This is a genomic window from Lentibacillus sp. L22 (assembly GCF_040812445.1).
Classification (GTDB): Bacteria; Bacillota; Bacilli; order Bacillales; family Amphibacillaceae; genus Lentibacillus_C; species Lentibacillus_C daqui.
Map to the genome: position 1 here is coordinate 18,193 of NZ_JBFNXI010000005.1, position 26,777 is coordinate 44,969.

30 protein-coding genes are annotated in these 26,777 nt (G+C 40.8%); 1 reads left to right on the forward strand and 29 read right to left on the reverse strand.

Going from position 1 to position 26,777, the window contains the following annotated elements:
• Nucleotides 1-9: 9 nt before the first annotated feature.
• The 20 genes from ABRT01_RS03790 to metG form a co-directional block, all read right to left on the reverse strand.
• Nucleotides 10-264: an RNA-binding S4 domain-containing protein gene (locus ABRT01_RS03790; protein ID WP_269410835.1), complete on the reverse strand. Its 255-nt coding sequence runs from the start codon at nt 262-264 to the stop codon at nt 10-12.
• Nucleotides 265-269: 5 nt separating this feature from the next.
• Complete coding sequence (gene yabN / locus ABRT01_RS03795; RefSeq protein WP_367746362.1) at nt 270-1,718, reverse strand: bifunctional methyltransferase/pyrophosphohydrolase YabN; 1,449 nt, start codon at nt 1,716-1,718, stop codon at nt 270-272.
• On the reverse strand, nt 1,703-3,298 hold the full coding sequence (locus ABRT01_RS03800) for a putative polysaccharide biosynthesis protein (RefSeq protein WP_367746363.1): 1,596 nt from the start codon (nt 3,296-3,298) through the stop codon (nt 1,703-1,705). Before ABRT01_RS03800 ends, yabN begins: the two co-directional genes overlap by 16 nt.
• Before the next feature lie 112 nt (nt 3,299-3,410).
• The gene (spoVT, locus tag ABRT01_RS03805) at nt 3,411-3,947 is read right to left on the reverse strand and encodes a stage V sporulation protein T (protein WP_269410832.1); all 537 of its coding nucleotides are present in this window, start codon (nt 3,945-3,947) and stop codon (nt 3,411-3,413) included.
• A 420-nt stretch (nt 3,948-4,367) separates the two neighbouring features.
• Nucleotides 4,368-7,892, reverse strand: coding sequence for a transcription-repair coupling factor (gene mfd, locus ABRT01_RS03810; protein ID WP_269410831.1), 3,525 nt, complete (start codon nt 7,890-7,892; stop codon nt 4,368-4,370).
• Nucleotides 7,893-7,961: 69 nt separating this feature from the next.
• Nucleotides 7,962-8,192: an anti-sigma-F factor Fin gene (gene fin / locus ABRT01_RS03815; RefSeq protein ID WP_269410830.1), complete on the reverse strand. Its 231-nt coding sequence runs from the start codon at nt 8,190-8,192 to the stop codon at nt 7,962-7,964.
• A gap of 105 nt (nt 8,193-8,297) precedes the next feature.
• On the reverse strand, nt 8,298-8,858 hold the full coding sequence (gene pth, locus ABRT01_RS03820) for an aminoacyl-tRNA hydrolase (protein ID WP_269410829.1): 561 nt from the start codon (nt 8,856-8,858) through the stop codon (nt 8,298-8,300).
• A 205-nt stretch (nt 8,859-9,063) separates the two neighbouring features.
• Nucleotides 9,064-9,690 carry a 50S ribosomal protein L25/general stress protein Ctc gene (locus tag ABRT01_RS03825; protein ID WP_269410828.1) on the reverse strand — a complete coding sequence of 209 codons (627 nt, stop codon included), beginning with the start codon at nt 9,688-9,690 and terminating at the stop codon, nt 9,064-9,066.
• A 146-nt stretch (nt 9,691-9,836) separates the two neighbouring features.
• Entirely contained in the window at nt 9,837-10,790 is a 954-nt protein-coding gene (locus tag ABRT01_RS03830; protein ID WP_269410827.1) for a ribose-phosphate diphosphokinase, read from the reverse strand.
• Nucleotides 10,791-10,807: 17 nt separating this feature from the next.
• A complete protein-coding gene (gene glmU / locus ABRT01_RS03835) occupies nt 10,808-12,187 on the reverse strand; it encodes a bifunctional UDP-N-acetylglucosamine diphosphorylase/glucosamine-1-phosphate N-acetyltransferase GlmU (RefSeq protein WP_269410826.1) in 1,380 nt (459 codons plus the stop codon).
• 152 nt (nt 12,188-12,339) lie between these two features.
• The gene (spoVG, locus tag ABRT01_RS03840; protein ID WP_269410825.1) at nt 12,340-12,627 is read right to left on the reverse strand and encodes a septation regulator SpoVG; all 288 of its coding nucleotides are present in this window, start codon (nt 12,625-12,627) and stop codon (nt 12,340-12,342) included.
• A 172-nt stretch (nt 12,628-12,799) separates the two neighbouring features.
• Complete coding sequence (gene purR / locus ABRT01_RS03845; protein ID WP_269410824.1) at nt 12,800-13,615, reverse strand: pur operon repressor; 816 nt, start codon at nt 13,613-13,615, stop codon at nt 12,800-12,802.
• A gap of 59 nt (nt 13,616-13,674) precedes the next feature.
• Entirely contained in the window at nt 13,675-14,538 is an 864-nt protein-coding gene (gene ispE, locus ABRT01_RS03850; protein ID WP_367746364.1) for a 4-(cytidine 5'-diphospho)-2-C-methyl-D-erythritol kinase, read from the reverse strand.
• Between the two features lie 117 nt (nt 14,539-14,655).
• Nucleotides 14,656-14,835, reverse strand: coding sequence for a small, acid-soluble spore protein, alpha/beta type (locus ABRT01_RS03855; RefSeq protein WP_269410822.1), 180 nt, complete (start codon nt 14,833-14,835; stop codon nt 14,656-14,658).
• Nucleotides 14,836-15,031: 196 nt separating this feature from the next.
• On the reverse strand, nt 15,032-15,298 hold the full coding sequence (gene veg / locus ABRT01_RS03860; protein WP_269410821.1) for a biofilm formation stimulator Veg: 267 nt from the start codon (nt 15,296-15,298) through the stop codon (nt 15,032-15,034).
• Nucleotides 15,299-15,610: 312 nt separating this feature from the next.
• Complete coding sequence (gene yabG / locus ABRT01_RS03865) at nt 15,611-16,483, reverse strand: sporulation peptidase YabG (RefSeq protein ID WP_269410820.1); 873 nt, start codon at nt 16,481-16,483, stop codon at nt 15,611-15,613.
• A gap of 158 nt (nt 16,484-16,641) precedes the next feature.
• Entirely contained in the window at nt 16,642-17,538 is an 897-nt protein-coding gene (gene rsmA / locus ABRT01_RS03870; RefSeq protein ID WP_439649445.1) for a 16S rRNA (adenine(1518)-N(6)/adenine(1519)-N(6))-dimethyltransferase RsmA, read from the reverse strand.
• Complete coding sequence (gene rnmV, locus ABRT01_RS03875) at nt 17,507-18,076, reverse strand: ribonuclease M5 (protein ID WP_269412409.1); 570 nt, start codon at nt 18,074-18,076, stop codon at nt 17,507-17,509. Before rnmV ends, rsmA begins: the two co-directional genes overlap by 32 nt.
• A 71-nt stretch (nt 18,077-18,147) precedes the next feature.
• Nucleotides 18,148-18,915: a TatD family hydrolase gene (locus tag ABRT01_RS03880; protein ID WP_269410818.1), complete on the reverse strand. Its 768-nt coding sequence runs from the start codon at nt 18,913-18,915 to the stop codon at nt 18,148-18,150.
• 132 nt (nt 18,916-19,047) lie between these two features.
• Complete coding sequence (metG, locus tag ABRT01_RS03885; RefSeq protein ID WP_269410817.1) at nt 19,048-21,006, reverse strand: methionine--tRNA ligase; 1,959 nt, start codon at nt 21,004-21,006, stop codon at nt 19,048-19,050.
• Nucleotides 21,007-21,239: 233 nt separating this feature from the next.
• Here metG and ABRT01_RS03890 point away from each other — a divergent pair, with 233 nt between their 5' ends.
• The gene (locus ABRT01_RS03890) at nt 21,240-21,518 is read left to right on the forward strand and encodes a transition state genes transcriptional regulator AbrB (RefSeq protein ID WP_269410816.1); all 279 of its coding nucleotides are present in this window, start codon (nt 21,240-21,242) and stop codon (nt 21,516-21,518) included.
• A gap of 179 nt (nt 21,519-21,697) precedes the next feature.
• On the opposite strand, the gene rsmI is transcribed toward ABRT01_RS03890, so the two are convergent.
• From rsmI to ABRT01_RS03935, 9 genes are all read right to left on the reverse strand, one after another.
• Nucleotides 21,698-22,579, reverse strand: a complete 882-nt coding sequence (gene rsmI / locus ABRT01_RS03895; protein WP_269410815.1) for a 16S rRNA (cytidine(1402)-2'-O)-methyltransferase — start codon at nt 22,577-22,579, stop codon at nt 21,698-21,700.
• Nucleotides 22,557-22,847: a GIY-YIG nuclease family protein gene (locus ABRT01_RS03900; RefSeq protein ID WP_269412408.1), complete on the reverse strand. Its 291-nt coding sequence runs from the start codon at nt 22,845-22,847 to the stop codon at nt 22,557-22,559. The genes rsmI and ABRT01_RS03900 overlap by 23 nt, the downstream gene beginning before the upstream one ends.
• Nucleotides 22,837-23,583 (reverse strand): tRNA1(Val) (adenine(37)-N6)-methyltransferase, encoded by a 747-nt coding sequence (locus tag ABRT01_RS03905; RefSeq protein ID WP_269410814.1) that lies wholly within the window; start codon nt 23,581-23,583, stop codon nt 22,837-22,839. The genes ABRT01_RS03900 and ABRT01_RS03905 overlap by 11 nt, the downstream gene beginning before the upstream one ends.
• An 85-nt stretch (nt 23,584-23,668) precedes the next feature.
• Nucleotides 23,669-24,016: a DNA replication initiation control protein YabA gene (gene yabA / locus ABRT01_RS03910; RefSeq protein ID WP_269412407.1), complete on the reverse strand. Its 348-nt coding sequence runs from the start codon at nt 24,014-24,016 to the stop codon at nt 23,669-23,671.
• 13 nt (nt 24,017-24,029) lie between these two features.
• Entirely contained in the window at nt 24,030-24,857 is an 828-nt protein-coding gene (locus ABRT01_RS03915; protein ID WP_269410813.1) for a PSP1 domain-containing protein, read from the reverse strand.
• A 6-nt stretch (nt 24,858-24,863) separates the two neighbouring features.
• Nucleotides 24,864-25,853, reverse strand: a complete 990-nt coding sequence (holB, locus tag ABRT01_RS03920; RefSeq protein ID WP_367746392.1) for a DNA polymerase III subunit delta' — start codon at nt 25,851-25,853, stop codon at nt 24,864-24,866.
• Nucleotides 25,854-25,873: 20 nt separating this feature from the next.
• On the reverse strand, nt 25,874-25,972 hold the full coding sequence (locus ABRT01_RS03925) for a DUF327 family protein (protein ID WP_367746365.1): 99 nt from the start codon (nt 25,970-25,972) through the stop codon (nt 25,874-25,876).
• A gap of 47 nt (nt 25,973-26,019) precedes the next feature.
• Complete coding sequence (locus ABRT01_RS03930) at nt 26,020-26,244, reverse strand: DUF327 family protein (protein ID WP_367746366.1); 225 nt, start codon at nt 26,242-26,244, stop codon at nt 26,020-26,022.
• A gap of 200 nt (nt 26,245-26,444) precedes the next feature.
• Nucleotides 26,445-26,774, reverse strand: coding sequence for a cyclic-di-AMP receptor (locus ABRT01_RS03935; protein WP_269410812.1), 330 nt, complete (start codon nt 26,772-26,774; stop codon nt 26,445-26,447).
• Between the last annotated feature and the right edge of the window lie 3 nt (nt 26,775-26,777).

A 26,777-nucleotide genomic window follows, 5' to 3' on the forward strand; every position in this document is an offset into this window, starting at 1 on the left:
GGTTAGAACTTAACTTTTTTCTTCTTTGACAACCTTATATAAGTTTTGGGCCTCATCTTTTTTGACTGCTTCTTTCAACGCGGTTACTTCAACAGTTACCAGTTTTTGTCCGTATTGAATGGTAAGTATATCACCGATGGCTACATCAGTTGCTGCTTTTGCCTGGTTGCCATTTATCGTAATTCGCCCTTTATCTGCAATTTCCTTGGCAAGTGTGCGGCGTTTGATTAACCGGGATACTTTTAAAAATTTATCAAGACGCAATACTATCACTCATTTCTTTTTGCTTGATTCCAATATTGATCCATTTCTTCAAGATCGGCATCATGGATATCCTTATTTTCTTCGCTTAACCTTTGTTCAATAAAAGAAAACCTGGAAGTGAATTTTTGATTGGTTCGATTTAGGGCTAGCTCAGGGTTTATTTTATAATACCTGGAAATATTCGCAAGGACAAATAGCACATCGCCAAATTCACATTCTATCTCGTTATCGTTTCCTTGTTTAATCGCCGCTTGCACCTCATTAATTTCCTCGTTTAACTTGTCCCAAACTTCTCCAACGGATTTCCATTCAAACCCGACTTTACCCGCTTGTTTCTGTAAATGATACGCTTTGGTCAAAGCTGACATGCTCTTTGGAACACCATCCAACACAGATTTTCGCTGACCTTCTTTTTCTGCTTGCTTTAAAGCATCCCAGTTTCGATTGACATCGGCAACTGTTTTGGCCTCTTTATCGGCAAACACGTGGGGATGACGATGGATCATTTTATTGGTAATAGACCGAATCACATCATCAATTGTAAAATAACCGGCATCCTCACCGATTTGACTGTGCAGCATCACCTGTAACAGCACATCACCGAGTTCCTCGATAATCCCTTCATCATCCTGCTCATCAATCGCATCAATTAATTCATAAACTTCTTCAATCGCATATTGACGCAATGTCTCATGTGTTTGTTTCTTATCCCACGGACAACCGTTTGGCCCCCTGAGTGTTGCAATTACTTCACGCAGCCGGTTAAAGGTATGATGAAGGTAATCCGCTGCTACGGGCGGGATATAAACACTGGTTAAATTACTGATTGAAAGCCTGTGATCGAGTTCTTCCAATGGAATGGTTCGCAAATGTTCTTCCTTGCTTCCTGCCGCAACAATAATCGTAACCGGATAATCGGCTGGAAGATCTTCCAATAAGGCAAGCTTGATATTTGAGGCAACAAACTGATCATACACCTGACAGAAAATGATATGATGCGTATAATCGAGTTGATTCCGTTTAAATGATGTAGCATCAACAAATTGAAACCCGTCAATTGGATCTATTTGCAAGCTGGTAAACAAATCATCCAGATAGCTTTTCCCGCCCGCTATCGTAACTTCTGCCTGCTTTTGCTCCAGTAGCAATTGAACTGTTTTTTCAGCTAACATCGGGTGGCCCGGAACAGCATAAATCACCGGAGAATTTGCCGCTATGTCTATTAATTGGTCCGCAATCTCCTGGTAAACATTAGCGAACTGGTCTTTGGACTGATACACATCATCAAACGAGGCAAACATTACCCCTTCGTCCTGTAAAGCTGCAATAACCGGATGGTCCATTGTCCGAACATAAATTTTTTCCCGGGAATGAATCAGTTTTTTATAAATCCCCAGTGGCAACTGATCAAGATCCCCTGCCCCAAGGCCGATAATTTCTATTTTCTTCTCCATACGCAGACATCCTCTCCTTTGCCAAACCGGGCTAATAACGAGGAAAACGGGAGCAACTTTATTTCCTCTTTTGTAAATGCACCGATCTTTATGAGTAATAGCAAATAAACGAGCGCACCTGTTAATACAACCACCAGAACATAAATAAGTAAGCCAACCCTCGTCTCAATCCCAACCATGGTAGTGATTATCTGAATGAAAAAAAGGTAAACGGCCATCCCAAGTCCAGGTATTATCAAAGATCGCCATTTTAAGGATTTGACCAAGTGCAGTTTTGGCAATTTTCGTTTGAGTTCGATTAAGTCCAAACAGCACAAAACAAGTAGACTAGTGACCGTGGCTATTGCACTGCCTGTAAGACCCCATAATGGAACAAGCAACTGATTGAGAAGCCATTTAATCAATAGTGCCAGCAAAATAAACATCGCTGTACGTTTAACATACCCTAACCCCTGGAGGATAGAAGCAGCAGTAATCGCGACTGAACAAAGCAGGATAGCAACCACCAAAGTTCTAAGGCTGCCTGTCCCTTTATCATCCTGAAACAGCAGCATATTAACTTCCGGAAAAATCATCACTAACCCGATTGTTGCCCCAATCGCCAAGTAGATGCTGCACTTCATGGCGGCACGAATATGAAAATAAAATGGCCCGGGTGATTGGGAGCGTTCTTCTTTGCTGATGGAGGGGATCAATGCCAGGGCAAACGATGAACCAACCACTGTACCAAGCTGAATCAATGGCTGCCCCCTGTCAAACACACCTTTGGCTTCCATTGCCTCAAACGCAGACAGGCTATGTTTCACTAACCCTGGTACAAGTGTGAACGCATCCGCAAATTGAATCAGCAATAACAACATATGATTCAAGGCAGCAATTAGCCCAAAAATAGCTACCGTTTTTAAATAATATCTCCATGGTATCGGGAAAAAAACGGTACGATTCAGCAAATTTTGTTTCTGCAAACTTCCAATCAAGATGATAAGTGCAACCACGCCACCAGCAATCGCAGCAATTGCGGCTGCTGAACCAATATCATATATATGATTGTGTTTTCCCGCGATAACTGCTGCAGCAGCGATTATAATACAAACTCGCGTACATTGCTCACCAATTTGTGATAACGCAGTAGGTTTCATTTGATAATTACCTTGGGATACCCCACGTAACAATGCTGTAAAGGGAATGAATATAAAAACAAAGGCACTAAGCTTCAATCCCTGTTGCAAATGGATATTCCCCATCCAGCAGGCTATTGTATCGGCATTGAAATACAGAACAACAGCAATCGCTCCATTGATGGTGAATAAAATAAACAAGAGCGGAATATAAAAATTTGTAATGGAGAGCTGTTTATTCGCCCCTTTCATATCGACTGTTACCTTTGATATTGCCGAGGGAAATCCATACAACGATAAAACAAGGGCGATTCCGAGGATAGGATAGACTTGCTGATATATGTAAAATCCCAGGTCACCCGTCATATTTTGTAGCGGTATCCGATATCCGGCACTTAACAACTTACTAATAAACCCTGCCACTGTTAAGAGCAAGGCACCTTTTACTAATTTATTATCCATGTTGACATTATAGCATATATAAAAGGAGCAAGCGCCCGGTTAACAACGTACAACAAAAGTGGTCAGTCCCCCACCACTTTAATGCGTTAGTGTGGTGGGGGACTGACCCGGTTTATTCCATTTGTTTGGCAAGGAAGTGCGCAGCTGTTTCGGTTGCCTTTTGCTCCACATTGCTTAATGCATTTCCTTCCTTCGCATATATCATTACGCAACCAATCGGATCACCATTAGCAATGATTGGGCTGACACTGTAGGAAACAAGCTCTTCCTCATTACCCTCCAGGATTTCCAATGTGCTTGTTTCTGTCACGAATAAGGATGAACGATCCTGAATTGTTCTTCCCAGCTTGGTTCCAATGTTTTTATTTAAGTAATCTTTTTTAGAATCTCCGGCAACGGCAATAATCTCGTCTCGGTCACAAATAATAACGGGATAGTTTAATGAATCAAATAATGCTTCAGCATATTCCTGTGCAAAGTTGCCTAACTCGTTGATTGGGGAGTATTTCTTTAAAATCACTTCACCTTCCCGGTCAACAAAAATTTCCAATGGATCTCCTTCTCGAATTCGTAATGTCCTCCTGATTTCTTTCGGGATTACTACTCTTCCTAAATCATCAATTCGACGTACAATTCCTGTTGCTTTCATCTCTATGAAGCCTCACTTTCCTATGATGATCGTCTCCGGTATCCATTTCACTCGCTTCGTTCAAATGCGTCCGCCACTTTTTTCTTTCATTATCCTTGGTATGACACTCGAGCTTGTACAACAGAAGTTTTTTTATCTTTTACTCTAGCCCACTTATCACTATTTTTGAACGGTCATTTAAGTTCCGAATGTGAAAAAGCACCAGGTGTGATTTTAGTATAAATCATCTAGTAAGAACTATGCATAAAACACATTTTTTTCTAATTGTCCGTGTTCAAAAAGGAGGATAAAAAGGACCGAGAAGTTCAAGGCGGCGTAGCTTTGAGCACCGGAGTGTACATAAAAGGTACATGAGGAGCGGAAAAGCAAGCCAACGCAGAAATTCGAAGCGTCATTTTTACCGGACTTTTTGAACATCCTCTAATTGTCCCGATCAACAGTGGAAAGCCGATCCAATAACTCCGTCACAATATCATACCTTTTGTCTTTCGTTTTATTTGACCATTTAAATACGATCTTCAACTTTTTATCTTCTGTGCCAAGCTGTACTTCCCTTCCGAATTCATTCGCCAGTGCAAACAGTTTTGAACCATCAACCCGCTGACTGCGCTTATCCTCCATGAGCAGCTCGAGTTTGTTATTTTTCTCCCGGATGGATTCTATTCTTTCACGTTTGGCATACATTTTCAATTTGGAAACAATAAACAAATTACCCACTTCTTCAGGATAATCTCCAAATCGGTCAATTAATTCTTCTTGTAAATCAGCCAGATCGTCTGCAGATGTCGCCGTTTGGAAGCGTTTGTACATGTCAATTTTTTGTTTCCCATCTTTAATATAGCTTTGAGGAATATATGCATCCAGATCAATGTTAAGTTCTGGTTCAAAAGCCTTTATTTCGTCCAGTTCTTTTCCTTCCTTACGCGCATCAATAGCATCTTTTAACATTTGTGAATACATATCGAAACCTACTGAGTCAATAAACCCATGTTGCTGTGCGCCAAGCAGATTACCTGCTCCGCGGATCGATAAATCCCGCATGGCAATTTTAAACCCTGATCCAAGTTCGGTAAATTCTTTAATAGCCTGTAATCGTTTCTCAGCAACTTCACTTAATATTTTATCCCGTTGATACGTAAAGTAGGCATAGGCAACCCGGTTTGAACGGCCAACTCTTCCGCGCAATTGATATAGTTGACTTAGCCCCATACGGTCAGCATCATAGACAATTAATGTGTTGACATTTGGAATATCCACTCCAGTTTCAATAATAGTGGTGCTAACCAACACATCAAATTCACCTTCTAAAAACCCAAACATGACACTCTCCAGTTCCGACTCATTCATTTGTCCATGGGCAACACCAATTCTGGCATCAACGAGCATTCCGATTTCCCTGGCAATACGATCAATATTCTCCACACGGTTGTAAAGAAAGAATACCTGTCCGCCACGAGCCATTTCACGCTCAATGGATTCCCTAATAAAAACAGGGTTATATTCCATAACATACGTTTGAATTGGGAAGCGGTTTTCCGGTGGTGTTTCGATAACGGATAAATCACGGACACCCAGCATGGACATGTGCAATGTTCTTGGAATCGGAGTTGCTGTTAAAGTTAGCACGTCCACATTTGTTTTTAATTGTTTAATCTTTTCTTTATGTTTGACACCAAAGCGCTGCTCCTCATCGACTACCAATAAACCAAGGTCACGGTATTGAACATCCTTTGACAACAGCCTGTGTGTCCCGATAACAATATCAACTGTGCCTCGTTTCAAGCCCTCAAGTGTCTCTTTTTGTTGTTTCTTGGTTCGAAATCTGCTTAACAATCCAATCGTTACTGCCTGGTCTTGAAACCGCTCACGTATCGTTTCAAAATGCTGCTGGGCCAAAATCGTTGTTGGTACTAAAATGGCGACCTGTTTACCATCGACAACCGCTTTAAATGCTGCACGAATGGCTACTTCAGTTTTGCCATATCCAACATCTCCGCATAACAAACGATCCATTGGCCGTTGTCTTTCCATATCCTGTTTAATTTCTGCAATACAACGTAATTGATCCTCTGTTTCCTGATATGGAAAGGCCGCTTCAAATTCACGCTGGAGTTCTGTATCCTCGGAAAATGCATACCCTTTTCTTGCCTCACGTTCGGCATAAAGCTTGATCAGATCATCGGCAATATCCTCAACAGATGATTGCACCTTTCGTTTTACTTTGGTCCATTCACTTCCGCCCAGTTTATATAATTTCGGTTCTTTTCCTTCAGATGCAACAAATTTTTGTACCAGATCTATTTGATCGATCGGTACATATAGCTTGTCGTCACCGGAGTACTTAATCAGCATGTAATCATTGTGTAAACCATTGACTTCCAATGTCTCAATGCCGATGTATTTACCAATCCCATGGTTGGCGTGGACGACATAATCACCGATTTTTAGTTCCTGATAATTTTTTATCCGTTCAGCATTGGAAATTTTTTGTTTCTTTCGGGCACGTTTGGGAACCTTTTTAAATAATTCATTTTCTGTGATAATGACTAGTTTATGCATGGGAAATTCAATACCACTGCTGATATGGCCAATGGTTATGATTGGTTTGCTTACCGGTAAAGTTAGCTGCTTAACTACCGTTGCATCCATATCATAATCAGAAAGAATGGCTTGAACCTTCTCTGCACGTTGTTCATTAGGAGCTATAATCACAACGGAATAGCCACCTTTTTCCCAACGTTTTAATTCGTTTTGAAATAAGTTCATTTGTCCATGAAATTCTTGCATCGCCCGCGTTGATAAATTGATGATATTTTCCGGCTGTGTGTTGGGAATATGCCGCAGAAACACTGACATATATAGACGCTGCCGCTGCTGCATCCCATCGAAAATATCATGCCAATCAAAGGAAAATGTATGATGTTGTACCATTTGGTTGGAAGCCAGTAAACTGCTGTACCATTCCGCCTCTTCCGTATCCAAATGGGTTGCGGTTTCCTGGATTCTGCTCATTTCATCGAGTACAATCAATCCATCATTTGGCAAATAATCTAATAAACTAGCAGGGTTATTATAGAGAAACCCGATGTATTTGTTCATTTCCGGAAAATGTTCAAGATTGCGCAAGCGCTCTAAATCTTGTTCGATTACCTCATTTAGTTTTTCCTTTCCTTCATCGGTTTTTATTTTTCCGAGTGACTTTTGCAATGCATTCTCCAGCCGTTCCGCACCTGCGATAATATCTTCCTCTGTTAATAAAAGCTCTGTCGCAGGTCCAATTTTGATGCTGTTCAGCTTTTCCATCGACCGTTGTGAATCGGCGTCAAAATAACGGATCGAATCTACTTCTTCATCAAATAATTCAATACGTACCGGATTTGCTTCTGTTACGGGATAGATATCAATAATACCACCACGTATACTAAATTCACCCGGCGCATTGACCATAGGCTGACGTTCATATCCCATATCTATTAATGATTGGATATATGACTGAATAGCAATTTCCTCACCAAGGTTAAATGGCAGCTGGTATTTACGCCAATAGCTTGAAGGTGGCAGCATTCGTTTTAACGCCGCCACCGGTGCAATCAGAATACCTGATCTTTTTTCTGACCACGCGGATAACGCCTCGATTCGCTGGCTTCGTAATTCAGGACTGGCCACCGCAATTTCCGAGGCAATCAATTCGTTAACCGGGTATAAATAGATATCATCGTCGCCAACGAACGCTGATAAGTCGTCATATAACTGCTGAGCCTGCACTAATTGGTGTGTTACCAGCAGTATTGGTTTGTTTATCGATTCATTAATGATCGAGACAAGCAAACTTCTTGCCGAGCCTGACAACCCGGCTATAAGTTGTTCTTTCATGCCATTTTTAACCCCGGTTATAATGGACTGTATATCTTCTTTTGATTGTAAAAATGCATTAATCCCTTTCATCGTAAACCCCCGTAAGCTTCAACCGCAAAAATGCCTTGGCCATAGAACCAAAGCTGTTTTTCGCGTTTATTATTGAATAAAATAGTCCAATTCATGATACTGCGGATTAGCTCCCAAAGACGCTTCACAGTTTTCGCAAATTGTCTTAATCTGAACGTCACCATCTTCTTGATAGTCAACCATTTCCTTCTTGTCCGCTACAGATAGTTTATCCAGGCCAAGCATCGCTTCATCAACTACCTGCTGGTTGATTCTTCCGACAACTTGGCCGCAATGCCTGCATCGATAGACAATGGACATATGTATACCTCCTCAAATAACATGGGGTACCATAAAGTTTATCCGAAAAGCCGTATTTTATACTTCCTACACTGTCACATTATCTATTTCTGTATAGCGGATATATTATGCATTAAAATCATTCATCACTTCAATAAATGGTTTCTCCAGCCATTGTTGACATGCATCTGCTGCCTTTTTAATACTGGCTGTCACATCTTCTCTTTGTTCCTTTGTAAAAGTGCCTAGCACATAATCAACAACTGGCATTGGTTCAGCAGGCCTGCCTATTCCAATCCGTAACCGGTTAAATTCTTTCGTCCCCAAGTGATCAATAATCGAACGAATACCGTTATGACCACCATGGCCACCTTTTTGTCTCAAGCGGATTTTACCAGGAGGCAGATCCAAATCATCATAAATAACCAATAGCTCATCAGCGCTTATATGGTAATAATCCATAAACGGCCGGATCGACTCACCGGAAAGGTTCATGTAGGTTTGCGGCTGTAACAATAAAACTTTCTCACCTGAAATGAATTCTACTGTAAATTTGCCATTAAATTTTCCCTTTGTTAAATCAGTATCAAACCGGTGAAGTAGTTCATCGATAACCATAAACCCAATATTGTGCCTGGTCTTGTTATATTTTCTGCCTGGATTACCCAATCCTACGATACACTTCATGTTACTTCTTCCTTTTCACTAAAGACCTTTATAAAGCGGGATTACATTCAAGTGAGGGTATCCCTTCTACCTCCGCCAAATGTACTTTACCCTCCTTTTTAGGCAAACAGCTACTAAAGGAGGGTTATTATCCATTCTATTGTATTAGATTTATTTTAGGTAGGAATGCTGGATAATGTGTCTTCCAGCATTCCTAAATCATATCTTACTCTTCTTCCGGTTCAGCGTCTACCAATTCAGGCTGAGCATTTTCGTCAGGCGCTTCCTCTACATCGCTAACCGTATCCGGTGGTACAATTGTTGCTATGGTTGTCTCCGGATCGTCAAGGAATTCATAAACATTACTTGATGGTAAATCAGCAATTGCAATGCTATCACCCATACCAAGATCGGTAACATCGACACTAATTTCATCTGGAATATCAGCAGGTTTTGCACGAACTTGAAGTTCATAGAATGGTTGCTGCAAAACGCCACCTTCTTTTACTCCGGTCGGCTCTCCATTCAATTTCAATGGAACTTCAACATCCATTTCCTGAGACATATTAACGATATAGAAATCAGCATGTAATAATTCATCCTTGATTGGATCCATTTGATAATCGTGCAGCATAACATCAACAGGTTTGTCATTTTCAACATCAAGCGAAATGATGGAGTTTCTGCCTTCATCACGAACGGTCTTATATAATGCTAACGTATCTACGGAGATAGATTTAGCTTCTTTGTCCTTCCCATATACAACAGCAGGAATATGTCCTTTTTCCCTGATTGCCTTTGTAGTGGATTTTTTATGATCCTTTCGAGTTGCTGCTTTTAACTTTACTGCCATATTCATCATCCTCCAATTATTTGAACCTAAGATTATTAAGTTTTCTTGAATTATGCTAAATTACTGGTTGTTACTTTCAAAAAAGTCTTTGCCAAAGTAATAAGGGCTAGTATAGTTATTTCCCGAATAGATATGATTCTAAACCTTTAATCGAACAAGATACTCACAGATTGCAATTCGTGTACACGAATAATGGCTTCACTCATGAGTGGTCCTACTGATAATTCCTTCACTTTATCAAATCGTTTCTCCTCTGGAAGTGGTATCGTGTTTGTTACAACCAATTCCTTGATCGATGAATTTTGGATGCGCTCAATTGCCGGCCCGGACAATACTGGATGGGTACAGCAGGCATACACATCTGTAGCACCGTTTTCAATCAAAGCCTCGGCTGCCAAAGTAATCGTACCAGCTGTATCGATGATGTCGTCAATCAGAATGGCCGTTTTTCCCTCGATATTTCCAATAATGTTCATGACTTCAGCTACATTGGGTCTTGGTCTGCGCTTGTCAATGATACCAATTGGTGCTTTCAGTCGATCAGCCATTTTTCGTGCCCGGGTCACACCGCCATGATCTGGTGACACAACCACAATGTCGTCCAGATTCTTTTCCTCAAAATATTGTGATAGAATTGGCACCCCTTGCAAATGGTCTATTGGTGTATCAAAGAATCCCTGTATTTGCGGCGCATGTAAATCAAGGGTAATCATCCGATCAGCCCCAGCAGTTTCATATAAATCGGCTACAAGTTTGGCTGTGATTGGTTCTCTGGCCCGAGCTTTACGATCCTGGCGTGCGTACCCATAGTAAGGCATTACGATATTAATCGATTTTGCTGATGCCCGTTTACATGCGTCAATCATAATCAACAGTTCCATGATGTGTTGATTGATTGGAGCACAGGTCGATTGTACAATGTATACATCACAGCCACGTATACTCTCCTCGATATTTATTTGAATTTCACCGTCACTAAATGCCGACACCGTACATTTGCCAAGGGAAGTACCGATATGGTCGGCAATTTCTTCTGCCAGTTGCCGATTTGAATTTAGTGAAAACACCTTTAAAGCTGGATCTTTATAGGTTGATGTCATGAGAAAAAAACCCTCCGTTAATCTTTTTGTCTGCCTTTTAATTTTGCGACATAGCCTTCTTTGTTCGTCTGTCTGGAACGTGCAACAGATAATGACTCCGCTGGTACATTTTTGGTTATGGTCGATCCTGCTGCAACATATGAACCCTTACCCACTGTAACAGGTGCGATTAAATTGGAATTACAGCCGATGAATGCATCATCTTCTATGGTTGTTAAATATTTATTTTTGCCATCGTAATTAACTGTTATCGTTCCACAGCCAACATTTACATTACTGCCAACATTTGCATCGCCTATATAACTCAAATGGGAGAACTTGCTTCCATCACCGAGGGTCGACTTCTTCACTTCGACAAAATTACCCACCTTTACCTCATTTCCTATTTCTGCCTCAGGTCTAATATGTGCATAAGGACCAATTTGTACCCGGTTACCAATGTTACTCTCCTTGGCAACACTTTGCCGTACAACGGTTGCCTTCCCGATGGCACAATTGGAAATTTCTGTATGCGGGCCTATAAGCGCATTTTCTTTAATAGACGTTTTTCCAGTAATAATCGAACCTGGGTAAATCGTTACATCCCGGCCAATTGTTACGTCTGGGCCAATATATGTGTTATCTGGATCCATGATGGTAACTCCATTGCGCATATGTCGTTCATTAATCCGTCTTTTCATGACTTTCTCCGCATAAGCCAGGGCAACCCGGTCATTAACACCGAGGGTTTCATCATAATCTGCAGTTTGAAATGCACTTACTTTTTCCCCTTTATTGCGAATAATTTCTATCACATCGGGTAAATAATATTCCCCTTGCGCATTATCATTGGATACCTCTTGTAATGCCTGAAAAAGAGTTTGATTATCAAAACAATATGTAGCTGTATTTATTTCATTAACAGCACGCTCTGTCTCATTTGCATCCTTATGTTCAACTATTTTTTCCACCTCACCGGTCTGATTACGAATAATTCGTCCATATCCGGCCGGGTCTGGTGCCTTTGTTGTTAAAACAGTAACCTTAGCCCCTGTCTTTTCATGGTGATCATAAAGCGCTTGATAGGTTGCACTGGTAATCAAAGGGGTATCGCCACATACGACAATGGTTGTACCGGTTTTATCACCTAATAGCTCTTCTGCTTGTTGAACAGCATGACCCGTTCCAAGCTGTTCTCTTTGGGTAACAAACTTACTTCGATCACCGATTTGTTCCATCACCTGGTCAGCTCCAAACCCAACGATGGTTACAATTTCATCTAAATTAACGGATTGTAATTGATCAATAACGTGTTGTACCATTGGTTTACCTGCTACCGGATGAAGGACCTTATAAACATCTGATTTCATCCTTGTGCCTTGTCCTGCTGCCAGAACTATACAAAAGCGTTTTGCCATGAGGTAACCTCCATTCTAATTATCCATTATGAATATATCTCAAAAAGCCATTAATTTCAACAAACACCTTCCAAAGGTTCTGGGCAATATCTGTAGTTAAAGACAAAAAAAGAGACTAATCATAGTAGATTAGACCCTTGTTATATCAGTTTTCACGAAGCACCTGCTTCCTCATATTCCATTTCTTCTCCAACACGGCGATACTCCTCTAATACAGCGGTTTGAATCTTGCCGCGAGTACCCGAATTGATCGGATGTGCAATATCGCGGAATTCTCCATCTGGAGTACGCTTGGATGGCATGGCAACAAACAACCCATTATTTCCATCAATAACACGGATATCATGGACAACGAACTCCTGATCCAATGTGATCGAGGCAATTGCCCGCATTCTTCCCTTAGTAGCAACGCGGCGTAATCTTACGTCAGTAACTTCCATGATGTTTCACCACCTTTTCTTTTTCCCTTTTAAACTCATTACCAATATTCAACAAAAATTAGATAATTCCTGCCTAATATTAAAAAAAGTTTAAAATATTCATATGAAGATCATAGAAAAGGACGTGAAAAAGGAATGAATGATACGGCCCATCAAATCCCCGGCTGCCGGATCAGGATTTAAAGATATTCCCTGCAAGAACTTGGATTTGTTTATGCTTCATGTCAACGTTCTTAATCTTTACTAGTGATGTATAATCTTCCACCAAACGATCTTCTTCTTCATCATCCGCTTCGGCCAATACACCAATTGCCTTTACCTTTGCATTAAATTCATCAAGCATACTGATCATCCCCGTAATGGTTCCCCCGGCTTTCATAAAATCATCGATAATGCAAACATTGGCACCTTCTTGTAAGCTTCGTTTTGGCAGCACCATCGTTTGCACTTTTCGCGATGATCCGGATACATAATTAATGCCAACTGAAGATCCTTCCGTTATCTTAGGATCTCTGCGGACGATAACCACAGGAACATCTAAAACCGATGCAACAGCATATGCCAAAGGGATCCCTTTTGTGGCTACCGTCATCACCACATCGATTGTCAATGAAGAGAAAGAAGCAGCCAAGACACGACCAATTTGTCGGACCGTTTTTGGGTTACCCAAAATATCAGTCATATACAGATATCCACCAGGCAAAATACGATTCGGATCTTCCAATGTATGGCACAACTCATCAATAAACTGTTGACCTTTTTCTTGAGCATAATCCGGCATGTAACTGACTCCGCCTGCTGCACCAGCAACTGATTGCAAATGACCTATGCCTTCCTTCCTTAGCACCCTGTCTACGATAACAAGATCTTCGCTAATGGAGGATTTTGCTGCTCCATATTTCTCGGAGAAATACGGTAATGATGTATGTGTCTTTGGATTTTCCAAAAAATAATTGGTTAATGAAACCAGACGGTCACTTCTTTTCATAACTACACCTCTAAAGCCGAATATTTACTTTTAAATATAACACCTTTATACGTATTCTATCAAGACTTACGCTGGTCAAGCAGTCGGACAACGTATACTTCCTCGCAAAACCCTCGCAAACCATTATAAACACGCCTGGCTTTACTAAAGTGTTCCACCAGGCCGACAATAGTTGGTCCACTTCCGCTCATTAGTACACCGTTAACCCCTGCTTGTATCATTTTTTCTTTAATCTGTTTCACTTCCGGATGCAAACGAAAAGTGACACTCTCCAGGGCATTGCCAATATTCAACACTAGTTTAACAAAATCCTTCGTTTCGATGGCCTGGATGATTTCATTCGTATTTGGATGAGAAATTTCATCAATGCATAATTTTTGAAAAACACCTCTGGTTGATACACCGATATTCGGTTTGGCTAAGACGACATAACAAGGCGGCGGAGAAGGTAACTCATAAATACATTCTCCATGTCCCGTTGCAAGTGCTGTCGTGCTATATACACAAAATGGAACATCGGAACCAATGTCCTTACCCAGATTAGCTAATTCGCTTAGCGGGGCATTTATCGACCACATCCGGTTAAGACCACGTAACACCGCAGCAGCATCACTGCTCCCACCACCAAGGCCGGCTGAAACAGGGATGTTCTTTTCGATTTTAATTCGTACACCTTTATTGATCTGATAACAGCTTTTAAATGCTAGTGCCGCCTTATAAGCCAGATTCCGTTCATTATTGGGTACGTATTGATTATCAGCTGATATTTCGATCCGATTTTCAGCCAGCGGATATAATTCAATACGATCCACCAAATCGATGGCTGTCATGATCATTTCTACCTCATGAAAGCCATCGTCACGCTTTCCGAGCACATCTAAAGATAAATTAATCTTGGCCGGCGCCCTCTCAAAATGAATCATCTCCGTCACCCACTTTATAAAACTATAACAAATTGTATCATAAAAAGAAAAGCGAAGTGGGCTTGAACAGAGACGTATCCGTTGGTTTCTCCTAAAAAACAAAAGGCAAACCCACTATTAGGGTCTGCCTCCTTGTTGCATATTTTGCTCGGCTATTTCAATTGCTCGTTTCACCATATTACCGGCATCCCGTGCCTTAATGCCACCCCAGCCTTCTTCCTGCACCGTGTCGTAAAAACCTAACTCTTTGGCAATTTCTTCTTTCAATTGGTCCGACATGATTCCACGTCTACCCATGAAAGAACTCCCCCTTCTTGTTTGAGCTTTCTTTCTTACGACACTTATAGCATTTGCTGGTATTAAAAACATACACCAGTTATTTGTTTGTAAAACAGGAAATAATTGATCCTGACCGAATTCATCAATCGTGTCAATACATTGGATTTGAATATTCCGACATCCCATCAAAAAGGAAAAGCAGTAAACATTATGTCTACTGCTCCATCAATATCGCTTTTGTTCTGTCATCTTGAAAACTCAGTTCTACTGTCTCTGTTAAAACGTCCGCATAGCTGTATGAAACACGTTCGAATGCGTTCTCGTCTTGATCAAGTTCAACAATGAAGACGGAAGGATACGTTTCAGCCAACACACCATATCGTTCGATCGTTTTCCTTCTACCTCCATTGGCTTTTACCTTTAACCGCCTACCCTTTCGACCCTCAAGACCTTGCTTAATTTCGACTAATGTTTTTGCCACTATACTCCACCTCACTGGATTAATCATACCATACATTTGTTTTATCGTCAAATAAAATCCTTAATTATAACAATATACCTTTTTCCCTGTCAACCATTAAAATAAATATTTACCTTATTATTTTACAAATAGGCAAAAAATATGTATAAAAATTAAAATGAATTTCCGGTTGATGGGGAAATATCAACTGGAAATTCATTTTAGATCCTATTCAAAAAAGGATGAAAAAGATCCCGACAAGCTTCTACGGGAAGTGTTGGCACGCAGCCGTAGTTCTCCTGTACGACAGACTGGATCTCTTAAGCATCCTCTTTAGTTTTCATACGATTCATCCTCTATATACGGCATTCCGGTTCGCAGCAATCCCCTTGTTTCTACACCACCCATACCCTTTTCACCTGACAGGGTATTGCGCAATGCATCCAACACACCCACCTTTTCCATAAATGGCGTATAAGCAATCTTTGCAACAATATAAACCGGATCAAGCGCATGTATGTTAACTCGTGAAGGGGAACTGGCAAAATTCGCCCCTGCCCGAATAAGTGATTCAAAATGAGACTGACAGGCACCTGCAAAGATAACTAGCTGATCCAATTGCGGGATAATTTGTCTCGCCTCCCGAACCGTATCCACAAAATATCTGGAATGACGATATGCCTGAAGATCCTTTTTTACACCTTTATTCTGTGAAAACGAGTCATGTCCCGTTATAACAATCATATCCGGCTGAATTTTTTCTACAAGCCCACCAATTTCGAAGGGCATTTCCTTTTCATGCAAATGAATACCATGAACTTGTAAGCCGATTCGGTGGTATAGTTCAATACATTTCTTTAAATATATTTTGTCACCATCCACATGTAATACCTTAGCCGGCAATTGAAAATGTTTGGTTGGATAAGTAAACCCGCCTGTTGACTGATAATCACGTTTTTCCTTCATTAATTGATAATCCTGGCGAAAAAGCCGATAAGATGATTCCTCTTTTTCTTTCACTTTTTTTCGTCGTTTATCCAATTCCCGCTGCTCGACAAGAACAAGATCATCAACCGGTGCATCCGCTTCAAGCCTTATGTCTTCCCCGTGAATAATGACAACATCACCCTGTTGTGACGAAACACGAAATAATATATCGTGCTGATATGATTTACGTGTAACCAAATCTCCAATAACAAAGTCCATAAAAACACCTCTCCAGCCTTCAAGAATGAAAGCACCCACTGACATAGCCTATGTTATAGCACTGGCTTTGGTGAGAAGAAAGCTAAAAAACGGACGAAATAGTGCGAAATGAAAAAGAGCTATTGCCTTATAAGACAATAGCACGCATGAAGATTATGTCACAGCCTGGTAAAAGTATTGGCAAGGACAGCGAACTCCTCTATTGTTAATGATTCCCCGCGTCTTGTGCCGTCAATTCCGGCTTTATCCAGCAATTGGTTAACTTCCTCTTTGCTAAAGGACTTGGCAAAGTAATTGGTTAAGTTATTTCGCAATGTTTTTCTTCGCTGGAAAAATGCCGCTTTTACCAGCGTAAAAAAATATTCCTCATTGATCACATCAACTGGCGGGGTTTCTCTTATTGTCAGTTTTAATACACTTGAATCGACATTGGGTTGTGGCATAAATACACTGTTCGGCACCTGCATAACGATTTCGGCATGTGTATAGTATTGTACTGCAATCGATAGGGATCCATAGCTTTTGGAATTGGGCACTGCTGCCATCCGTGCAGCAACCTCTTTCTGAATCATGACCGTTAAACTGGTAATCGGCAAGTTCTCTTGCAGTAGCTTCATCAGAATCGGTGTGGTAATATAATATGGCAAATTAGCAACGATATGAATGACCTGCCCGGGTGTAAAGTTATCCTTAATTACCTGGATGACATCTGCTTTTAATATGTCCTGATGAATGAATTGCACATTATTATACTGTTTTAATGTGTCATCCAGGATGGGAAACAGGCGCTGATCAATTTCAAAGGCAACTACCTTTTTGGCATGGATCGCTAGTTGTTCGGTTAAGGCACCAATACCGGGACCAACTTCAATAACCCCGGACTCATGATCAATACCTGCCTTTTTAATGATATTTTCAAGGATATTGACATCAATTAAAAAGTTCTGGCCAAGACTTTTTTTAAACTGAAATTGATATTTACGAAGAATTTCCCTTGTTCGGGTTGGCGTTGCAATATAATTATTATTCACGATTGTTTTCCTCCTGAAGCACATGCTTGATTGCCTGTTCAAATTGGCTTCGTGTGATTTCAAACATGCCCAGTCGTTTTAGCAACTGTTTCCCATTCACATGCCCAATTTGCAAGTGTTTGCCCAACCTATCCCTTCTTGAACTGGCATGTATCCCGCCAATCAAACCATAATCAATAAGGTCCTGCTTCGTAATATTATTCGGTTTTGTCTCAGCTATTTCATAGACGTGGGCCAAGGCACGTCTGATTGCAGTAACAGACGCATGCTCGATTCCCAAACTTTGACGATCGGAATGTTTTGCCCGTGCATCCGCTTGTTTTAAGAAGGCATGCTTGCACCCGGGAACCTCCTGATTAATGATATGGCGAATCCGTTCCCCGGGATAGTCGGGATCGGTAAAAATAATGACGCCGCGTTTATCCTTTGCATGCTGTATCTGCTGCAATATTTGCCTGTTAATTGCAGACCCGTTTGTTTCGATCGTATCAGCATGAACGGCTTGGTGGATTTTTGCCGTATCATCCCGACCCTCCACAACAATAACTTCCTTTATTTTCACTATCATTCCCCATTCCCTCATGTATTTGTAACATCTGCTTTTGTTATTATAGTCAATTTACGATGTGTGTTTTAAGAGATACGAAAGAGAGAAAAGGCATTCTCCGTTGTGATCTTGCTGATTTCCTCAAAAGTTTTCCCTCTTAGTTCGGCAATTTGTTCAGCGACTAATTTAACATATGCTGGTTCATTCCTTTTTCCCCGATTAGGATGCGGAGCTAAAAAGGGTGCATCTGTTTCAATTAAGAGCCGGTCGCTCGGAACCTGTATAGCTGCTTCTTTCGGTAATGGTGCATTTTTAAAAGTAACCGTACCACCAAAAGAAATATAAAAATTCATATCCAGGCAAGTTTGCAGGTAATCAGCGGAAACGTTATAACAATGCATAATACCCCCAACCTGCCTGGCATCCTCCTCCTCTAAAATCGCTAATATATCTTCTGTTGCCTCCCGATTATGAATAATAATCGGCATGTTTACTTTTTTGGCGAGTCGAATCTGTTTACGGAACACATCCTTTTGTACATCTTTTGGTGATTTATCCCAATGATAATCTAGTCCCGTTTCACCAATGGCCACCACTTTTGGATGGGCAGACAGCTCCTCAATCCAGGCCAACTCCCTCTCTGTCATATCAATCGCGTCGACAGGGTGCCATCCAACTGCGGCATAAATGGTTTCATATTGTTCAGCAAGTTCGATTGCAAGCGGAATGGTTTCCCGATCAAATCCAACAACGACCATATATTTAACCCCGCTATTAAATGCTCGTTCGATTACCTCATCGCGATCCTCGGCGAATTGCTCTACGTTTACATGCATATGTGTATCAAACAACATTGACAACTTCCTCCTTTGTGTCTGAAAAAGGCCATATCCTTCCTTTGGATATGACCTTTTAAGCTTAACGTATAAAATTTCCTGGGCATATAACTGAAAAGGCCGTCCAGCTTTAGCACCTGTTGGCTAATTTTATTTTACAATCGAACCATTAGGCAATGTCTGTTCAACGGTCGCCAGTGCCAATTTGCCTTCCGCTGACTCTCCGGAAAGAATCATTCCTTCAGACATTTCACCGCGCAGTTTCACCGGTTTTAAGTTGGTCACACAAATAACCTTTTTGCCGATAAGTTCTTCTGGCTGGTAATGCTCGGCAATACCAGAGATGACTTGGCGCTTTTCTGTTCCTAAATCAAGCTGGAATTTTAAAAGTTTGTCAGCCTTTTTCATTTTCTCTACCTTGATAACTTCGGCGACTCGCATGTCCAGTTTCATGAAATCATCATAGACAATTTGTTCTTTTGTCTCAGGCTGCTGTGTTTTTGTTGCTTTTTTCTCTTCAGTCGGCTTTTGCATCATCGCTTTTATCGCATTAACCTCAGCTTCCACATCCAGACGCGGGAAAATCGGTTTACCTTTTTCCACCTTTGTTCCAGCTTTAATTTGTCCTTTTCGGTAGACACTATCCCATGCTTTTAGAGCGTCATCTTTGATTCCCAGCTGTCTAAAGATTTCTGCTGGGGACTCAGTTAAGAACGGTTGTAGCATAACAGCGGCGATACGTAATGATTCTGCTAAATGAGCCATCACATTGCCAAGCCGTTCTCTTTTGTCTTCATCTTTAGCTAAGATCCATGGCTCTGTTTCGTCAATATATTTATTTGTCCGACGAATCAATTGCCATATGGAAGAAAGAGCAACTGAAAACTGCATGTTCTCCATGGCATCTTCTACCTTGTTAACCGTTTCATCCGTCAATTGCTCGAGCATCTCGTCAGCCGCTGTTTCTGACGCTTTATACGCAGGCATATTTCCATCAAAGTATTTTTGGATCATGGCTACTGTGCGATTTAATAGGTTACCCAGGTCATTGGCCAAATCATAGTTCGTTCGTTCAACAAAGCCTTCTGGCGTAAACACCCCATCTGCGCCAAATGGTACTTCCCGTAACAAATAGTAACGCAATGCATCTAATCCATATCGATTGGTTAGACTGATTGGATCAACAACATTCCCTTTTGATTTGGACATTTTGCCATCCTTCATCAAAATCCAGCCATGGGCAAATACTTTTTTCGGTAACGGCAAATCCAATGCCATTAGCATAATAGGCCAGTATATCGTATGGAAGCGCACAATTTCTTTACTCATCAAATGCACATCGGCCGGCCAATATTTTTGAAACTTTTCATCATGGTCGGTTCCATAGCCTAATGCGGTAATATAATTGCTTAATGCATCAATCCAGACATAAATCACATGTTTAGGATCTCCTGGCACTTTAATACCCCAATCAAACGATGTACGGGATACAGCCAGATCCTCCAGTCCAGGTCTGATAAAGTTGTTAAGCATCTCATTTTTCCGGCTTTCCGGCTGGATGAATTCAGGATGTTTATCATAAAACTGGACAAGCCGATCGACATACTTGCTCATTTTAAAGAAATACGATTCCTCTTTAACTTTTTCTACAGGACCACCGCAATCAGGGCAATGACCATCTTCTAATTGTCGTTCGGTGAAAAACGATTCACATGATGTACAATACCAGCCTTCGTATTCATCCAGATAAATATCGCCTTGTTCCAGCAACCGGGAAAAAATTTTCTCGACCGCTTGTTGATGACGCGGCTCGGTAGTGCGAATAAAGTCGTCATTTGTTATCTTCAATTTTTTCCATAATTCCTGTATCCCACTAACGATATCATCCACATATTTCTGAGGAGAGACACCTTTTTCCTCTGCCTTACGTTGAATTTTTTGTCCGTGTTCATCGGTACCAGTTAAATACATCACATCAAACCCGCGTAATCGTTTATAGCGTGCAATCGCGTCACCAGCTACTGTAGAATAAGCATGTCCAATATGCAAATTCCCACTAGGATAATAAATTGGCGTCGTGATATAAAATGTCTTCTTTTCGTTTGGCATTATTTTACCTCCTACGACTAAATTCCTCTTTCTATTGTAGCGATTTTATCACAAAAATTCCATTTTAGGGTTATAAGAGCGTGAAGGGAACCGTTTAATGGTATGGATTCTATCGTTTAATTAATTTTCACATTTATTTTAATTGACACTTCTGGTAAACGTTGGTATCATATTACATAGATAGATGTCGAACATTAGCGAAAATTTCTAACCCAAAAGGAGAGGGGAAACTAATGAAGTCTACTGGGATTGTAAGGAAGGTTGACGAATTGGGACGGGTCGTCATTCCGATTGAACTTCGCCGGACTCTTGACATTCATGAAAAAGATGCACTGGAGATTTATGTCGATAATGACAAAATTGTGCTTAAGAGATATACACCAAACAATACTTGTCAAATTACTGGTGAAACTTCCGACGATAATATGTCCTTTGCCAACGGAAAGCTTGTTCTTAGTCCAGAAGGAGCCAAATCACTTGTCGATGAAATTCACTCGCGACTTGGTGAGTAATCATTTCCAAGAAATAGTTTAACCCGGGAAAACGGATGTCATAAAAGGGGTCAACGCCTTGGTCAAGCCAACGTCGGCTCTTTTTTTATGAAGTAGGAAATATAAAATTACGCTTCATTGCCATTCCGCATACAATAGGCAGGTCTTCGCTGAACAAGTACTGCACTTTACTCTGCCATTTAACTTGTTTCAACATGGTATGCCTGGTATACTTCCCGTTTCGGTAAATGGCGGTCTTTGGCCACTTGCTTGATCGCATCTTTGTTGGACATTTCTTCTTTTTTTTGATAATAATCCACATGGTCAATGATAGACAAGGAGCTCCACCATATTGATCCCTGTTCGTCCGCTTCTTTCATCGTTCCTTCTACAACTATGCAAAATTCACCCTTTTGCGTTGTCTCTCCTATTCGTGCGTTAATCTCAGCAATTGTACCACGCGTGTACTCTTCATACCGCTTTGTCAATTCCCTGGCAATAGCCATTCGCCGATCTCCGAACACTTCAAGCATAGCAGCTAGCGTTTCTTTTACACGAAAAGGTGACTCATAAAAAAGTAATGTTGCCTTTAATGATGCCAGCCGCTTTAATTCACTGACCTTTTCCTTCTTTTTTCTAGGTAAAAATCCGTAGAATAAAAACTCTGTTGAAGGAAGGCCCGATCCTATCAATGCACATAATGCGGCATTAGCCCCCGGTAAGACTACGACTGGTATTTCTTTTGTTATTGCGGTCTGAATAAGCTCATATCCAGGGTCGGAAACTCCAGGCATCCCCGCATCACTAACAATCGCAATCGATTCTCCTGTTTGCAGCCGGGAAATTAACGGCATTTCTTTCGCTTTCTTATTATGTTCATGATAACTTGTTAACCGTGTTGTAATTTCAAAATGGTTTAACAACCTACTCGTGTTTCGTGTATCCTCCGCGGCAATAACAGCAACAGTGCGCAACACGTTCAATGCCCGGTATGTAATATCCTCCAAATTGCCGATTGGTGTTGGAACCACATAGATTGTTCCCGTATTCTGATGGTTATCAAAGCTCTTCTGTATCTTCATTCTGTACATCTTCCTTTTGATTCAGACATATCAATTGTTCCTTTTCTTTACGTTTTAGCTGTTTAATCGCATATTCCTGCTTCATTGCCTCCTGTTTGGTGGTAAACCGTTTCATATATTTGATCCGAAACGGGCCCCGTCCTCTTGTATATTTTGCCCCTTTTCCCGCTTCATGCAAATTCAGTCGTCGCTTTATATTGTTTGTATATCCGGTATATAATGTGCCATCATTACACTCCAATATATAGACCACATGTTCATTTTCCACCATAAATGATTTCCTCTGCCTTTTTGGTATAGGTATTGTCCGAACCATAAATGTATAATGGCGGCAAAATTGTCAGATCTGGTTTGCCATCACGAATTGCTTCGATTAAAAGCATGTTTGCCTCTTTTCCCATTTTAGGATAGATTAATTGCATCCGCTTAGGTTCCAAATGATAATTGCGAAATGCTGCGATAATATCGACAAGCCTTCCCGGTCGATGGACGATTGCCACCTTACCACCCGGACGAACATGTAATTTGCATGCTTTAACAACATCATCAAGTGTACAATGCACTTCATGTCTGGCTACCGTTAGATAATCATTTTTATTATGTTCCGTTGCCTTCGGTGTGCGAAAATAGGGCGGATTGCACACCACGACATCAAACTGACTCTGTCCAAGTCTGGTTTGCATCGCACGTAAGTCCCCGTGAATCATGGTTATCTGTTGATCCAAATCATTCATTTGTATATTCCTTGCCGCCATATCGTACAATCTTTCCTGAATTTCTACACCGGTAATTTGTGCATTGGTTCGTCGGGATAAAAGCATGGGAATAACTCCATTTCCCGAACATAAGTCAAGGATATTCCCCCGCTTAATCGGAACATAGGCGAAATGCGCAAGTAATACCGCATCCAATGAGAATGCAAAAACAGTCGGACTTTGAATTATTTTTATCCGCTCATCGGCCAATAAATAATCAAGCCGCTCATCGCCATATAACGCCACCAATCCTTATCCCTTCTTTCTATTTGAAAAAGCTGCCCCCGGGTCCTTATCAAAGACATGAGACAGCCTAATGTTCTGCACCACTTGTTTATTTCGTTTTACTTAAGAAGTCAAGGCAAAAGATACAATCCTCATCCCTTCTTGGACTGCCAAATTCCAAATTACAGATATGGAAGCCTTCTTCATACAGTCTTGCCAGGTTATCATATCCTTCACCAGGGATATCCTTTGTGTAATTCGTGCCATTGGTGCCATCACCACTAACCTGTTCGTTCGCATTCAGGTGATTGCGTAAATTGTGATTTTCCAACGTTAGACGCTGATTCTCTTCCAGCAAACTGCCCAACTGATTTTTTAAATCACCAAGCTGTTCATATAATTCACCGATCCGTTTTTCCATATCGGATACTTGGTCAAAAATCTGCCTTTTGCTCAACATTTACACCCCACTATTCTGTGGCTTGTGCTGAAATGACTCCTTCTTCAATAAGCTCATCTAACGTATATTCAATAACTCGCTCTTTTTCCGGAAGCTCAATATGGATGATACGTTCAAGGATGTTCAGTCCCACCACTTTTCCGTTCCCGAACGGTGTTTTAATTGTTTCACCTAAATCCGGCAGATCGCGTTTGGCTGTTTCATACGCATCGTTTTCATATTTTAAACAACACATTAACCGACCACATAACCCTGATATCTTAGCCGGGTTCAATGACAGGTTTTGATCCTTGGCCATCTTAATGGATACCGGTTCGAAATCACCCAAAAAAGTGGAACAGCACAGCATGCGTCCACACGGGCCAATTCCTCCCAGCATTTTGGCTTCATCACGTACCCCGATTTGTCTAAGCTCAATTCTGGTTTTGAATAATGCCGCCAAATCCTTAACCAAATTACGGAAGTCTACGCGGCCATCTGCTGTAAAATAGAAAATAATTTTATTGCGATCAAACGTGTATTCTACCTCTACCAGATTCATTTCCAGTTTATGCTCAGTAATTTTCTTAGCGCACGTTTGAAAAGCAGTTTCTGCCTTTTCCTGATTTTCAACTACCGTTAATTTATCCTTTTCATCAGCAACCCGGATCAATTGCTTCAAAGGAAGGACAACATCTTCCTCATCGACCCGCTTATCGGTAATAACGACCTTACCAAATTCAACACCGCGGACCGTTTCCACAATCACATAATCATCTATATCAATATCCTGTTGTCCAGGATCGAAATAATATACTTTACCCGCCTTTTTAAAACGGACACCAATTACTTCAACCAATCTATATCACCTCTGTATTTGAAGTGTAAGCTGTTCCATCACTAATGTCGGATGAACATTTTGCTTCAATTTTTGCTTTGCTGCTAAAATGGCATTTAAAATCATCAAGATCTTTGCTTGCGAGAAGGCCATCATGAAATCTTCAAGCTTCTCTTTCGACTTGTAAAAAAAGACAATAGCATCTTCATAACCGATATGAGCCATCATCATATCCTTAAACGCCAATAATAACAAATCCAATCCATGTTCCTGCTGATTTCGTTCTTTAAAATGGGGAAGCCACTTGTTATGAATCAGCAAATACACATCGTCTGTACTTTCTACAAACTTTTCTATTAATTGTACCACTAATTTTCGAGCACTGGCAAACCAATCATCTTCATTCCACCGGGTTGCCTCTGTCAAATTATTGGTCAACGCACTAAAAAGCCTTGCATTATCTTCAGTTATTCCAGCATCAATTAATTGTTTCTGGAAATGGTATGGGTCTAATGGTTGTAAATCAAGGATTTGGCAACGTGAACGAATGGTAGGGATAATGGCTTGACTATTTTCAGTTAGCATAATGGCGGTCGTTTCTTTATTGGGTTCTTCCAGAAACTTCAGGATCCGATTTGCAGCATTTAAAGTCAAGGTATCAGCGGCCTTAATAATATAAACTTTCCGATTTGACTCCAGACCGGAATACTTAAATTCCTTTTGTAAGTTATCGATTTGTTCTCTTTTAATGGATTGTCCTTCAGGTTCTATCCAATGTACATCCGGGTGATTTTTCGACTCGATCCGTTTGCATGTGTTACACGTTTGGCAAGGCTCTACTCCCTCTTTATTGGAGCAAAACAAACTCTTGGCAAGCTGAAGTGCGATGGATGCCTTGCCGGTTCCACGTTCCCCGCTAATTAAATAAGCATGGGAGACCCGAGCCTTTTTAATACTATTAGTAATAATCTTGCCCGCTAATGGCTGGATCTCCATTATTTCAGCCCATGTTTTCATCATTTTCCGTCCTTCATTATCTATATATTAATCAATAGTCCTTTTATTTCTCCGATAATTCCCAGTAAATCAATCGTTTTCTTTTCCTGATGCATCATTGCCTCGGTTAATTCTGTCAATTTGTCATCTACCTCTTTGACAATCGTTAATTTCCTGCTTTCACCTGTTAATAAAAGCTTTGATCATGTTTTAATATTAGTCCGTTTTTTATTGCCCTCTGTAAGAAACCCTTAACCATTCGCCTAAATTTAATAAAATCACGAAAAGAACGAAAATGTGCCAGTTTATTTCCTTGTTGTGTGATATTTTTCATGAATTGTTCTAATTCCTGGTGGTTTATTTTTTGCGTTTGGGACTTGATGACACCGTGAAATGATGTTTTGCCACTCATATTATTTTGATTAGGCTTGACGATTGTGCCCGTAGTTCCTGACTAATTTTCATCAGGTTGTCTCCTTTGTCATTGCTAAAAACAACTATAACCGGGCGCCATCCGCTTTCCATGTCCAGCTTCAGCCCCGGTCTTCGCTTTTGTTGAACAAAGGCCCCAACGCCCGGCAAACCTGTTAACCGGGCGCTGCAACCTTTGTTTTAAAATTGATGGAATTGTTCGATTGGGAGGATGAAGACAGTAGCGCCTCCAACTTCAACTTTGACTGGTTTGGGAATATAGGAATCTGCATTCCCGCCCATCGGTGAAATGGGTGCAACCATTTGTTCACGTTGCGAGCAATTATCGCGAATAATGTCCATTGCTTCCTCAACATACTCATCTTCACAGCCAATCATTAATGTTGTATTTCCTTCTTTTAAAAACCCACCTGTTGTCGCCAGTTTTGTTGTTTTGAAGTTCCCCTCACCCAGGGCATCCACCAGCCGATTCGAATCCTTATCCTGTGTAACGGCAATTATCAACTTCATTGG

What these genes read in the sequence shown, in the direction of transcription:
- glmU (WP_269410826.1), bottom strand. Translation starts at nt 12,187, where the DNA reads ATGGCAAAACGCTTTTGTATAGTTCTGGCAGCAGGACAAGGCACAAGG.
- ABRT01_RS03930 (WP_367746366.1), bottom strand. Translation starts at nt 26,244, where the DNA reads ATGAGTGGCAAAACATCATTTCACGGTGTCATCAAGTCCCAAACGCAA.
- rsmI (WP_269410815.1), bottom strand. Translation starts at nt 22,579, where the DNA reads ATGAAGATACAGAAGAGCTTTGATAACCATCAGAATACGGGAACAATC.
- pth (WP_269410829.1), bottom strand. Translation starts at nt 8,858, where the DNA reads ATGAAGTGTATCGTAGGATTGGGTAATCCAGGCAGAAAATATAACAAG.
- yabN (WP_367746362.1), bottom strand. Translation starts at nt 1,718, where the DNA reads ATGGAGAAGAAAATAGAAATTATCGGCCTTGGGGCAGGGGATCTTGAT.
- fin (WP_269410830.1), bottom strand. Translation starts at nt 8,192, where the DNA reads ATGTCCATTGTCTATCGATGCAGGCATTGCGGCCAAGTTGTCGGAAGA.
- holB (WP_367746392.1), bottom strand. Translation starts at nt 25,853, where the DNA reads ATGAAAACATGGGCTGAAATAATGGAGATCCAGCCATTAGCGGGCAAG.
- rsmA (WP_439649445.1), bottom strand. Translation starts at nt 17,538, where the DNA reads ATGTGCTTCAGGAGGAAAACAATCGTGAATAATAATTATATTGCAACG.
- ABRT01_RS03830 (WP_269410827.1), bottom strand. Translation starts at nt 10,790, where the DNA reads ATGACATCAACCTATAAAGATCCAGCTTTAAAGGTGTTTTCACTAAAT.
- ABRT01_RS03800 (WP_367746363.1), bottom strand. Translation starts at nt 3,298, where the DNA reads ATGGATAATAAATTAGTAAAAGGTGCCTTGCTCTTAACAGTGGCAGGG.
- spoVT (WP_269410832.1), bottom strand. Translation starts at nt 3,947, where the DNA reads ATGAAAGCAACAGGAATTGTACGTCGAATTGATGATTTAGGAAGAGTA.
- ABRT01_RS03855 (WP_269410822.1), bottom strand. Translation starts at nt 14,835, where the DNA reads ATGGGTAGACGTGGAATCATGTCGGACCAATTGAAAGAAGAAATTGCC.
- metG (WP_269410817.1), bottom strand. Translation starts at nt 21,006, where the DNA reads ATGCCAAACGAAAAGAAGACATTTTATATCACGACGCCAATTTATTAT.
- ABRT01_RS03935 (WP_269410812.1), bottom strand. Translation starts at nt 26,774, where the DNA reads ATGAAGTTGATAATTGCCGTTACACAGGATAAGGATTCGAATCGGCTG.
- ispE (WP_367746364.1), bottom strand. Translation starts at nt 14,538, where the DNA reads ATGATTCATTTTGAGAGGGCGCCGGCCAAGATTAATTTATCTTTAGAT.
- ABRT01_RS03890 (WP_269410816.1), top strand. Translation starts at nt 21,240, where the DNA reads ATGAAGTCTACTGGGATTGTAAGGAAGGTTGACGAATTGGGACGGGTC.
- mfd (WP_269410831.1), bottom strand. Translation starts at nt 7,892, where the DNA reads ATGAAAGGGATTAATGCATTTTTACAATCAAAAGAAGATATACAGTCC.
- spoVG (WP_269410825.1), bottom strand. Translation starts at nt 12,627, where the DNA reads ATGGAAGTTACTGACGTAAGATTACGCCGCGTTGCTACTAAGGGAAGA.
- purR (WP_269410824.1), bottom strand. Translation starts at nt 13,615, where the DNA reads ATGAAAAGAAGTGACCGTCTGGTTTCATTAACCAATTATTTTTTGGAA.
- yabG (WP_269410820.1), bottom strand. Translation starts at nt 16,483, where the DNA reads ATGGACTTTGTTATTGGAGATTTGGTTACACGTAAATCATATCAGCAC.
- ABRT01_RS03825 (WP_269410828.1), bottom strand. Translation starts at nt 9,690, where the DNA reads ATGGCAGTAAAGTTAAAAGCAGCAACTCGAAAGGATCATAAAAAATCC.
- ABRT01_RS03880 (WP_269410818.1), bottom strand. Translation starts at nt 18,915, where the DNA reads ATGTTGTTTGATACACATATGCATGTAAACGTAGAGCAATTCGCCGAG.